Source organism: Thermococcus sp. 21S7 (assembly GCF_012027615.1).
GTDB lineage: Archaea > Methanobacteriota_B > Thermococci > Thermococcales > Thermococcaceae > Thermococcus.
Genome location: NZ_SNUT01000002.1, coordinates 238,308 through 250,068, shown reverse-complemented (window position 1 = coordinate 250,068; position 11,761 = coordinate 238,308). Strand labels below are relative to the sequence as shown.

Annotated in this window: 11 protein-coding genes; 6 read left to right on the top strand and 5 right to left on the bottom strand. The window is 53.4% G+C overall.

Annotation, left to right across the window (positions count from 1 at the left end; all coding sequences use genetic code 11):
- Nucleotides 1–37 precede the first annotated feature (37 nt).
- Nucleotides 38–247, top strand: a complete 210-nt coding sequence (locus tag E3E51_RS04635; RefSeq protein ID WP_167912150.1) for a PRC-barrel domain-containing protein — start codon at nt 38–40, stop codon at nt 245–247.
- Here the strand turns inward: E3E51_RS04635 and E3E51_RS04630 are convergent, their stop codons facing one another.
- Nucleotides 248–1,711 (bottom strand): DHH family phosphoesterase, encoded by a 1,464-nt coding sequence (locus E3E51_RS04630; protein WP_167911929.1) that lies wholly within the window; start codon nt 1,709–1,711, stop codon nt 248–250. It abuts the gene before it with no gap.
- A gap of 102 nt (nt 1,712–1,813) precedes the next feature.
- Here E3E51_RS04630 and E3E51_RS04625 point away from each other — a divergent pair, with 102 nt between their 5' ends.
- The 5 genes from E3E51_RS04625 (at nt 1,814) to E3E51_RS04605 (ending at nt 8,545) form a co-directional block, all read left to right on the top strand.
- Complete coding sequence (locus E3E51_RS04625) at nt 1,814–3,583, top strand: hypothetical protein (RefSeq protein ID WP_346765942.1); 1,770 nt, start codon at nt 1,814–1,816, stop codon at nt 3,581–3,583.
- A 160-nt stretch (nt 3,584–3,743) separates the two neighbouring features.
- Entirely contained in the window at nt 3,744–4,613 is an 870-nt protein-coding gene (locus E3E51_RS04620) for a DMT family transporter (protein ID WP_167911928.1), read from the top strand.
- 263 nt (nt 4,614–4,876) lie between these two features.
- Entirely contained in the window at nt 4,877–5,449 is a 573-nt protein-coding gene (locus E3E51_RS04615) for a CBS domain-containing protein (protein WP_167911927.1), read from the top strand.
- Nucleotides 5,450–5,563: 114 nt separating this feature from the next.
- Nucleotides 5,564–7,426: a helical backbone metal receptor gene (locus E3E51_RS04610; protein WP_346765941.1), complete on the top strand. Its 1,863-nt coding sequence runs from the start codon at nt 5,564–5,566 to the stop codon at nt 7,424–7,426.
- A gap of 93 nt (nt 7,427–7,519) precedes the next feature.
- Complete coding sequence (locus tag E3E51_RS04605; RefSeq protein ID WP_167911926.1) at nt 7,520–8,545, top strand: hypothetical protein; 1,026 nt, start codon at nt 7,520–7,522, stop codon at nt 8,543–8,545.
- Between the two features lie 107 nt (nt 8,546–8,652).
- Here the strand turns inward: E3E51_RS04605 and E3E51_RS04600 are convergent, their stop codons facing one another.
- The 4 genes from E3E51_RS04600 to E3E51_RS04585 form a co-directional block, all read right to left on the bottom strand.
- The gene (locus E3E51_RS04600) at nt 8,653–8,826 is read right to left on the bottom strand and encodes a hypothetical protein (RefSeq protein WP_167911925.1); all 174 of its coding nucleotides are present in this window, start codon (nt 8,824–8,826) and stop codon (nt 8,653–8,655) included.
- A 126-nt stretch (nt 8,827–8,952) separates the two neighbouring features.
- Nucleotides 8,953–9,783 carry a Coenzyme F420 hydrogenase/dehydrogenase, beta subunit C-terminal domain gene (locus E3E51_RS04595; protein WP_167911924.1) on the bottom strand — a complete coding sequence of 277 codons (831 nt, stop codon included), beginning with the start codon at nt 9,781–9,783 and terminating at the stop codon, nt 8,953–8,955.
- Nucleotides 9,767–10,459, bottom strand: coding sequence for a 4Fe-4S binding protein (locus E3E51_RS04590; RefSeq protein ID WP_167911923.1), 693 nt, complete (start codon nt 10,457–10,459; stop codon nt 9,767–9,769). Before E3E51_RS04590 ends, E3E51_RS04595 begins: the two co-directional genes overlap by 17 nt.
- Before the next feature lie 4 nt (nt 10,460–10,463).
- Nucleotides 10,464–11,585 (bottom strand): nickel-dependent hydrogenase large subunit, encoded by a 1,122-nt coding sequence (locus E3E51_RS04585; protein WP_240924250.1) that lies wholly within the window; start codon nt 11,583–11,585, stop codon nt 10,464–10,466.
- Nucleotides 11,586–11,761: the final 176 nt, after the last annotated feature.

Here is an 11,761-nt window from a genome sequence, read left to right as displayed (position 1 = left end):
TAAATACGTTCACCAATAACCTAATCCGGTGATTAAAATGGTGATGCGCCTCTCAAGGCTCTACGGAAAGCAGATATACAACACCAAGGGCTACTACATCGGCTACGTTGACGAGATACTGATCGAGATTGACAGGGGACATGCCAAGATACTCGCCCTGGGACTTCCCGGGGAGAAGGTGGGCGTGCCCTACGACAGGGTCACCGCTATTGGGGATATAATACTGGTAAAGGCCAGGGAAGAATGATCAACCCTCTTTAACTTTTAAAGCCTCAAGGAACTTTTCTGTTATGGCCTCCTCCGCCAGTCTCAGCAGCGAGCTCTTGTCCTTCGCGAGCTTGAAGATTCCAAGCGGGATTCTGGCGCCGCCGGATTGCGCGTGTCCTCCGCCGCTGCCTATGTCGCCGAACGCCTCCCTGAGAACTGTTCCGATGTTGACCCTGACATCACGGGTTCTCGCGGATATCTCTATCCTATCGTCAACGATTCCAAACACCAGAACCGTCGTTATGCCCTCCAGCCGGAGGAGGAAGTCAGCAGACTCGGCTATGGCGTCGCGGTTCGTGATGAAGCCGACGTTGCTGACGACGACGTTCTTGTATATGCGGCGGTTCATTATGGCCTTGGCCAGTATCTCGGCCGTCTCAGTGCTTATGTCGGGGTGCTCTATCTTGTCAAGGAGTTCGTAGTCAACCTTGCCCGCCAGGAACTCGATGGCCTTGAGGTCAACGTGGCTCAGCTTGGAGAACTTCTTGGTGTCTATGTAGATGCCGTAGAAGAGGGCCGTTCCGAGAACCGGTGTGACTGATATGTTGAGGGTGCGGAGGTATTCGGCCAGTATGGCGGATGAAGAATTCACCTCGGGCCGTATGTCAAGAAACGCATCCTTCGGCAGGAGATCCTGCAGGTGCTGAAGTATCTGGTGGTGATCAATGAGTATTTTTATTTTCTCGTAGTCGCTGCCTTCCAGTACCGTCAGGTTCCCGTTGGGCTGGCAGTCCACGAGGGCTATCACCGGGTAGCGCTTGAGCTCGTAGGAGCCGCGAGAAATCTTCCTTATGTCAACGCCGAGGAGGTTGACGAAGGCCCTGTTCTCGTGGTGGGTTACGTCTCCCCCGTAGACGATCTGGGTTCTAAAACCAAGGGCCTGCGCTATGACGCTGAGGGCAGTTGCGCTGGCTATGGCATCTGGGTCGGGATTGTCGTGCATGACGATGAGGAGGGAGTCGTTCTTGGACTTAAGCTCCTTGAGCTTTCTCACTAGAAGGTTGGCGTTCTTCTTTTCTCCAAGCATCATAACGGTCTTTACCATAGCATCCTTAAGGGCGCTCCTCGGAGAAATCGCGTAGTCAACCTTGACATCGGCCTCAAACTCCTCGTTTATCTGCGAGACGAGGTCATCGAGGCTTACCTCATCGGGGAGAACCGTTAGAATGGGAACCTCCTTATTGTTGGTTCTTATAACGTAGACGGTCTTCTTTATGGTGTCAACGTCCATCGTGGCAATTATAACAAGCTCGGCCTTGTCAATACCCGCCTTCAGCAGGGTCGCGGTGTAGGAAAAATCACCTTGAACAACCTGAAAACCGCTGTCTTCAAGGGCCTTTGCACGGAGTTGATTCTTCTCGATGATTATAACCTCAAACTCCCCTCTGAGGGAGTCTGCCACCGAACGGCCGATTGCGCCACCTCCGAGTATGAGCACCCGCATGTTTCTCACCCTTTTGCACAATAATGTTTAAATACAAGCGCCGATATACTAAGACGGTGATTCCTTTCGGGATTTCTTTGATGAAAAGGATATATATAGCTAATGGTGATGAGAATGCAGCTGCCGGACAAGCAACCGCTCATGGAGAACGTGGTAGTGACCTCGGCGGGGGAGCTGAGGGCTCTCGTTGAAGAGATTATCTCGAAGGGCAACGGGGCGTTTCTAAAGATATTCGCCAAGGATTCGGGCGGTAAGTACTACTTTACCGTACTCCTCGACAGGTCCAAAGTTCTGGCCGCTGAGTGCCTCATTGTGGACAAGAAGCAGGACCTTAACGGGGAAGAAGCCATCAGCGTGTTGAAGTCACTCATCGGTAAACCCATGGTCGTTGACGTTTATGACCTTGATGAGCTGGAAATCAAGCTCTCCATAGCGGATAACGTTGATGTTTACGTCCGGACCCCGAAGACACCGCTGAAGGAACTCCTTGAAACGACAGGGGAAGGACCGCCCGCAAAGACGGAGGAGATGAAGGCAACGACAACCGCAACGGTGGCCAAGAGCGAGGTTCCAGCGACGCTCCCTGTTGTCGAAAAGGTAAAGGCGGAAGAGAAGGTCGAAGAGACCGTTGAGGAGAAACCGGAGGCAATACCTGAGGAACCAAAAACCGCTCCGGCGCCCGTGAAGGAGAAGCCGGCCCCCGCCGGAAAGCCGGAGGTTGTTGTCAACCTTAACGGAGGAAGCGTTCCGGAGAAGGCGTTCCAGGTCTACGCCGAAGACCTGCTCAAGGAGGCCAAAAGGATCAAGGGGCTAACCATCAGCAGGATAGAGTTCGATGCAAACGTTGGCGAGGGCGTGGTCTACCTCAACGTCCACATCTACGGAAACTCCGATGGCGGTGCCAGGGACATAGAGATAGCAGAGAAGAGGATGCTCCACGCGGTCAGCAAGTACGCGCCGGTTCTCCTGAGGGAGGCGGAGGTTAAACCGATAGTCAAGGACGTCAGCATAGTCATAGACGGCCAGGAAGTGAAGCCCCAGGAAATCGTTAACAGGGACAAAAAGAAGACCGGCAACGTGACGAAGGACGGCAAGATAAGCCTCGCGGTTCTGGAGGACGTGTGGCCATACTTCAGCGCGTACGCCAGAACGGTCATCACGGAAGTTGAGAGCACGGGAATCAAAGTCAAGAAGGCCTACTTCGACGTGAAGGGAAGAAGGGAGTTTGAGGTAAACCTCTCGATGGTTGCGGAGGCCGGGATGACCAAGGAGGCGGTCGAAAGGATACTCCGGGATATCCTCACCAGACACGCCAGGGAGCTCGGAAGGTCCCTCAAGAGATATATAACCGTGCACAACATTGACGTTGAGGTTCTCACGCCAGCCGTCACTTCCAAGACTGCCAAGGAAACGGCGGTAGTGACGTCCAGCAAAGCCGCGGAGGTCTTAGCAAAGAAGGAGCTCCTCGAAAAGGAGGTCGAGCAACTTCTAAAGCAGGCAGGAATAGATGAACTCGCCCCGTTCACTGAGGAAAAGAAGAAGGAAGCCGAGGAAGCCATGCTGAGGGGCCGCATCCAGCCTGCCATTGAGACCTTGAAGAACAGGATACACGCGGAGATGAAGCTGATTCCGAGAGTCACCTTTAAGTGGCTCAAGATGAACCACGAGGTCAAGGATTCGACGATTCAGCTCGATATCGAAGCCAGCTTCCTGAGGGAGGAGACGGGGGGACTCTTCGGTTCGTTCTCGGGGGTCTCGGACAGCAAGATTAAGAGGGACATCGAGAGTACCATAAGGCGCATTCTACGGGAAGTCTCAAAGGAGTACAGCATAAGGATAGAGCTGAGGAGGCTCAACATTATCATCCGCTGATTTCTTTTTATTAATCAGCACTCAAGATCGTCATCATCCTGACGTCAGTTCTGCCGAGGTCATCATTTGCCCAAACTAGAGTCGCGGATGTATAAAAATATTGTCATGTCGACATTTATAGAAACGTTAAGTTTTTAAGCTAAACGCCACCCGTTCTCACATGGACGGCGTAATCCTCGGTGTTCTGGCTGCGCTGGGCTCTGCCGTTTCATGGGCGGCCTCCACCATACTGATAAAAGTCGGCATGAGGGAAAAAAGCCCCGTCGCTGCCAACATATTTCGGCTCTATGCCGTTGCGGTGATGTTCGCCGTTGTGTTCTGGATAAACGGCACTTTCTCCCAGATAGCCCAGCTCTCCCCGACCCTCCTGGCGGTCGCCTTCGTTTCGGGTCTCTTTGGCTTCGTTATCGGTGATTACTTCTACCTCAACGCTCTCAAGATGATGGGCGTCTCAAGGACGGTCCCAATAACCTCCACGTACCCCCTCTGGGCCATACTATGGGCGTTCCTTTTCCTAGGCAGGAGGATAAGCCCCCAGGTGATAATCGGGGCAGTTCTCGTCGTCACAGCCATAGTGGTTGTCCGACGGGCGGAGGAGGAAGAGAGGATTGATCCCAAGGGATTCGTATTCGCGCTCCTCGCCCCGCTCTCATGGAGCTTTGCAATCCTGACTATGGACTGGCTGACGAGTAGCATAGACGTCCTTCCCCTAGCAGGGATAAGGATGATGTTCGCGGCGGTTGGAGTCTCCCTCTTCCTGCCCAAGTACGGGGCAGAGGTGAGGAGGATAACCCTGAAGGAGGCCCTTCTTCTCATCGGCGCGGCAGTTACTGGTCTAATGCTCGGCCAGTACCTCTTCGTATACTCAATAAACCAGGTGGGCTCCCAGATAGCCGCCCCTGTATCCGCGGTGAACCCGATAATAGCCTCCGCCCTAGCCATAGCCCTCCTGAGGGAGCCGCCGAACAAGAAGATACTGGAGGGCCTCGTCCTGGCGGTTCTCGGAGTGATACTCATCTCGACGGCATGAGGCTCAGGTTTTTAAGGTGGTCGGCCATAGAACAAACCGCCGACAGTGAGGGGACAATGCGTCTCCTCATGGGCTCGGTCAACCCGCCTCCGCGAGGTATCGGGTTCCGTGAGCGGAGCGTGCTCACGCCGAGCCCACAGGGCCGGGAGCATCCACCCGCGCGAGCGAATGAACGCGGGCCTCTGTACCCGGCCCACAATTCGATGCACTTCTGAGGAAGGCTTATAACCTTCAAGACTGAAGTAAATAACTGGTGGTTATGTATGGTGATAATCCCCCGCCCGATAGACCCGAGGGAGATAAGACGAATCAGGAAGGAACTCGACATAACCCAGGAGGAACTCGCGAAGAAAGCCGGTGTGACCCAGGCTTACATCGCCAAACTTGAGGCGGGGAAGGTTGACCCGAGGCTCTCAACCTTCAATCGAATTCTTCAGGCTCTGCTGGAATGCAAGAACGCCCAACTAAAGGCGAGAGACGTCATGTCCTCCCCGGTTATTTCGGTCAAGCCCTACGAGCTCGTCGAGAACGTCATAAAGATAATGAACGAGCACAACATCTCCCAGATTCCGGTTATCACGGGTAACAAGGTCGTTGGTTCGGTGACGGAGCGGACACTGGTCAGGCAGAGCCTTGAGTACGAGGACATCTACGACCGGAAGGTCATGGAGGTAATGGAGGAGCCTTTCCCAATAGTCAACGAGGACGAAGACCTTGAGGTCGTTAAGTACCTGCTTGAGGAGCACCCTGCGGTTCTCGTTCAAAACAAGGAGGGGAAGATAGCGGGCATCATAACCCGTGTGGACATATTCCGAATTGGAAAAGGGGCTGGATGACTTTTTTCTTCCCACAGGCTCCGCCCTTAGGGGCTGGGAGGGGCCAGATGGAAAAAATATCCAACAACTTTATATACCCTCGGCCAAATCAGTGATGGACAAATAATCCAGGTGATGCGCATGAAGAAGACCGCCGTTTTGCTCATGATTCTCATGCTGGGAGCCGTTGTGGCCGCTGGCTGTATCGGCGGAAATGCAACCACAACCACGAGCAGCGGAACTCCCAGCAAGAGCCCCTCGCCGCTTACCACGACGACTTCAAGCGCTTCGCCGGAAACGACGACATCCTCCGTAGAGAGCCACTACCCCATCACCATCACCGATTTTGCCAATAGAACCGTCACGATAGAATCAGAACCCAAGCGCGTCGTCACCATAGCCCCAAGCATAACCGAAGACCTTTACTACCTGGGTCTCTTCGACAGGGTTGCCGGAGTCACCGACTTCGACGATTTTCCTCCGGAGGTTGCGAACGTTACGAGAATAGGCGGCTACGGAAAGTACGCGAACCTTGAGGTCATAGCGTCGCTGAACCCCGACCTGATACTCGTTGACAGCTTTTCGACGGCCATTCTTGGCGACCTTGAAAAGATAGCCCCGGTCGTGGTCGTTGACCCCCACGGCATGAACGACATCCCGAAGGCGCTTGAGCTCCTCGGGAGGGTCTTCAACGCAGAAGAAAGCGCCAAGAGAGTCACTGCCGAGTTTCAGGAGGAGGTAAAGGCGATAAGCTCGATGGTCGCGGGAGAGCCTAGGGTTGGAGTCTTCTACGTTGTCTGGAACAACCCGCTCATGACCGCCGGAGGCGGAACCTTCATCGGCGACGTCATCGAGCTGGCCGGCGGAGAGAACATCTTCAACGACACCACCGGATGGCCGACGGTAAGCCCCGAACAGGTTCTGGAGCGCGACCCCGACGTAATACTGCTCACCCCCCACTGCGGCATGAGCGTTCAGGACGTTTACAAGGGCCCGCTGGCGAACACGAAGGCCGCCAAGGAGGGCAGGGTTTACATGATTGAGAACGAAAACGACCTGATACATCCCAGCCCCCGCGTTGTTAAGGGACTTGAGGCCGTCGCAAAACTCCTTCATCCCGATGCGTTCCAGGTGAGCTATCCCCTAACCGTCACGGACTTCGCCGGAAGGGAGGTCACCATCGAGGGCGAGCCCGAGAGGATAGTCTCACTAGCACCCAGCATAACGGAGAGCCTGTTCTACATAGGCGCTGGCGACAAAGTCGTTGGCGTGACCGACTACGAGGACTTCCCGCCCGCGGTGGAGAACATCACTAGAATCGGCGGTTACGGCAAATACGCCAACCTGGAAGCCATAGCATCGCTCCAGCCAGACCTTATACTGGCGGACGGCTTTTCCAAGGACATCCTCGACAGCCTGGAGAAGATAGCCCCGGTTATCATAGTCGACCCCAAGAACATCACGGATATCTACAACGCCATCGAGTTGCTCGGCAGGGTAACCAACCGCGAGGAGGGTGCGAAGTCGGTCGTGGCCGGGATGAAGGCCAAGGTAAGCTATGTCTCCGCGATGGTCGCCGGAAAGCCGAAAGTCGAGACCTTCTTCATCCTCAGCTACTACAACGGCTACTGGACGGCTGGGGCGGGAACCTTCGTTGACGACCTCATAAACCTCGCCGGCGGAGAGAACATCTTCGGCGATGTAAGCGGCTGGGGAGCGGCGAGTGAGGAGCAGATAATCGCCAGAAACCCCGAGGTCATTATAATCTCACCGAACGCAGGAATAAAGCCCGAGGACCTATGCTCCGGCCCGCTCTCCGAGGTTGATGCGGTCAAGAACGGACACGTTTACGTCCTAAGCGATGAGAACCTCGTGGTCAGGCCCGGCCCGAGGATAGTCCACGGCCTTGAGGAGATAGCCGAATACCTGCATCCGGACGTCTTCAACTACCAGCCCCAGCCGCTCGCCTGCAACGCTACGGCCGAGGCAGGGGGCTGAATCGCCCACTTTTATTATTTATCCCGGAAACGCACAACACATTCCCGAGGTAACCGTTTTATATTCCAGTTCTATAACACTGACGGTGATACCATGCGGGCGATCGAATCGCTCGACTCGATTAAATTCGACGAACTGCTTGAGAGGCTCAAGGGTATGGGGAACAGGCTTCTTCTCGTTAGAGCGTCCGGTGAGAACATCCTCCTCCACGGGGGCGGCAGGGTTGTGAAGAGATACACCGAGCCCCCCGAGGAGCTGAGAAACGTCGAGATAGTGGAACTAGGTAAGTTTGAGTTTCTCGACTACCTCCAGGGGGAGGAACCCAAGGACGCTCCAACGGCGGTGGAGTTTTCATACTCCCTCGACGCCCCGAGCGACATCTACCTGCGCCTTGAAGAAGCCCTTCCGAGGGCCGTGTCAAAGGCATACCGAGCCCTTGGTGTCGCCGTTGGAAAGGCCGAGCTGGAGGCCTCCAGAAGGTACGGCGCAACCGGCAGGTACATTCTCTTAGTTAAGGCCAACATAGAGGCGTTTTCAACCGACAAGGCAGAAAAAACCGAGCTGGCACGGTTTCTGTCTGAAGCCATATCCCGGGAGACAGGCTTTGACACAAGGGTTGTGATCAGAGAGTTCAACCTGACCAGGACCTCAAGAAAACCTGTGCTGAAAGTTTCGGCACCATGGACTCACGCTCACGTTAGGGGAGGAAGGGTTCTCAAGGTGCCTCTTGGTGGGAAGGAAACCTCGGCAATAAACAGGGAGAAGGTGGAAGCGGAGGTTGAGAAAATACTCCGCGAGGCAGATATCGGGGGACTTGCCGAAAAACTCAAGGAAGGCGGTGGAAAGGAGATTTCAGCAAGGATGCTGGAGGCGTTCCTCCTGGAAAGGATTTCAGAGGTCGAGAAAGTCAAAGTAAATTGGATCCGGGTTCCTACGGGGGAAGGAGGTAAATTTAAGGTCATCATCGGGGCCTCCAGGAAGTCTAGGTCGTGGAGCGACACCGAAATAGCCGAGATGATTGGAAGAAGCATAGCGGCAGCTGAAAGGGAAGGTAGGGTCAAGGGACTGGCGTTTAAGGTTTCCTCAGCGTTCTTAGTGCTGGAGGATGACATTTACTAGCGCTTACCTCTTCCCTGCGCTTGATGGTTAAGCTCCAGCGAGTTAACCGCCTCCAGCAGCGAAGAGGTTTAGGGTTTCTTTTTTATCATCCTGATCCGCTTAAATCCCTAATGGCCGGAGGCTCTCCTCTCTATCCTGAGGGCCAAAAAGAGGGCTATCATAAAGATGGTGATGTAGTAGCTCCACCGGAAGGGTATGAGGCCCATTATCCCGAGGGTGTAGATGACCGTGAGGATAAGAACCACGACGAGCAGGATTCTGTAGAACGTCTTTCGCTCCATGCTCCCACCTGAAGAGGATACGAAAGGGGAGACTTTTAACGTTATCTTTTTCCTGAAGCTACCCATTGAATGCATGGACCGGTGTACAGATTTACCCAAAAAAGGAAAGTAACCCAAGAACAGGGGTTAGAACATGCACATCATATTCTTCTGAGATCGAGCGAGCTTTTCTCTGGCTCCATTGATCACCTCCCCAATAAACGGGGACCCATCCCTAACTTCGATATAGCCGCGTTTTTTGGCATTTTTTATAAGCTCATCCGCCTTTTTATTTCTGGCAAGGAGTATCGTCCAACCCGGTTTCGTCTCAATGACCCCGGCGGAGATATCGCTCCAGCTGCCTGTATAGTCAGTACATACCAAACAGCCAACTTGGAGATACCTGTAGATTTCCCCAATCGAGAGCTTCAGAATCCCCTCAGGGTGGTAGACCTCTATAACGTCTCCTCTGAGGACTATATCCCTCACGTCTCGTCCCTTTATGCCGTGATTCAGGTACAGATAGTTTATGAAGGTCTCAAAGGCGAAGGTGCCCATGCAGAACAGGCTTATGATGTATTTGATCCTCTCGCCGAAGTCCGTCTCCAGCATTGGAAAGTCCCTCATCTGGCCAAAGAACTGTGCCTGGCAGGGTAAACAGACCACGGCAACTTGGTTGAGGTTATTCTCCTCTATTTTTGTCTTTATCCGGGATGCAAAGGGTACAATGCTCCATTTATTGCCCACCGTTGCCAGGAGTTCTTTCCGGCTTCTTGCAACCACGGCTTTACCCTCAAGTCCGTTGGTTCTCTTTGCAGTAACAACACCGTCTATAATGCCCTCGTCAAGGGCGTAGTTCAGAATGGCGGTCACGGCACCGCCGCTTGCCACTTTTGTGTTGAGGACTTCCCTATCAGTGGCCCTGGCGAGGTAAATGTTGAGTACGTGCCCCACGAAGGAGTCAGTAACGTTGATCATCAGAACCACCCCCAAGTGTTAAAATCTGAGTGGCCCGGGGACATCGAATATAGCACGTCCCGCAACGTATGCACCTCTCCTGGACAAGATTTGGCCGTTTATCTACCAGCTTGAGGGCATGGGTGGGACAGGATAGTTCGCATGCCCCGCAGCCGATGCAGAGGCCGGTAAGTACCACATCATCCAAAAGGTCAAAACCGCTTAGTTTCTTTATACTTCCGCAGATTCTGAAAAGCTCCAGTCTTCGTTCGTCCTCGTTGAGATAAAATCTGAAAAATGACTGGAGCATCAGCGGCGCTGGAGGACAGCCCGGAATGGAGTAATCAACCTTTATAATGCTGTTTATTGGCTGAAAGCTCCTGTGGTCCGGCCGGGGGTCTTGGCCACCGCGACAGAAGCGCAGGATTCCGCCGAATGCGGCACACGAACCGTAGGCAACGACAACATCGGAGATTTCCCTGATATATTTGAGTTTATCCAGTATTCCCCTTTCGTTCACGCACACTCCTCCTGTGATGACAGCAACGTTGTAGCCGTCCGATTGGGGGTACCTGTCCACCATATACGGAGTGTCCAGTTCAACGATATCCCTGATTTCAGGGTATGCGCGCACGATGCTCACGCTGCATCCGGCACATCCACCAAAATCCCTGTGGAGAACATTAATCTTTTCCATGGTCTCACCGCCTCAGCCTGGCAACGTGTGTTGTACACGGAATGCAGGGGTCATAAAGCCTCACAACGGTCTCAGCAGCTTCAACACTTAACCCCTTTACGGATTCTTCCATGACGGGGATATTGAACATCGTGGGGACAACTATCCTCGAATAGAGTGTTCTTCCCTCATCTCCCAGTTCAACAATATGCACCAAAGTTCCCCTCGGGGCCTCGTAGACACCGACACCCTTACCCGGTCCAAAAACAATGTTCTGGTTCCTGAACGGCTCCTTCATATCAAGGGAATCCAGGATGCTGCTCAATCTATGGAGTGCAATGCTGACGTCATCAACCCTCGCAGTGTGGAGGCCGTAGAGCGTTGAATAGCTCTTTTCCCTGTAGGTACTCAACCTGGCCCTGGGGCCAACTTCAACGGGTTTTCCCTTGTACATCGCTATCATGGTAGTCGATTCCTTGGAGCCGGGATTATCTTTCCGAAATTCGTAGTATGGAATCAGCTTTATCTTACGAACATCGATGTTGAATCTATCGCCGTAGAAGAGTCCGCTGGATAGATACCGGTTATCGAGTTTCCTTTCCCTCAACTCCATCGCGACATCGGTTTGGATGTCCTCGTCAACCAGCAGGTGTGCCAGCTCATCCCACGAGCGGAGCATCCTGGGTAGTCTGGCCTTGAGGTTATTGAACACGCTCCACTTGGGGACGGGATTTATGCCCCCAACCGTGAGATTGGGTGGATGGGTCATGGCCCCTCCGAGTTTTAGCAGAAAATCGCCGATTTTTGCGTGGAAATCAATCAGCCTGAGGATCAAATTCTCCCGCTCTTCAGGCACTACCAAGTCAGGAACCACCATGAGGAATTCGAGTAGATGACTCTGAATCCTGTTGATAAGCCCAAGTGCCTCCCTCAGGAGCACTCCATTTTTAGGGGGCTTCACACCAATTGCATCCTCTATGGCCTCCGCCGCGGCTATGCCATGGGAGGCATGGCACAGGCCACATATTCTCATGACGGCCTCCACAACGAAGAACGGGCTCTTCCCGACGACCATTTTTTCAAATCCCCTGACTGGGGCGGTGGATATGAAAAGGGCGTCCTGGACTTCTCCCCCCTCCTCGTACATTATAAGTTTTGCATCCCCGGATACTCGACAGACTTTGCCGAGTTCAATTTCCCCCAAAATGATCTCCCCCGATTTCCTTCTCAATTCGACCTGCAAACAAGCCAATAAAAAGATTTTTTGAACCAAAGGTTAAAAATAAAATACTCAAGATGCATATAGAACCTAAAAATGATTAA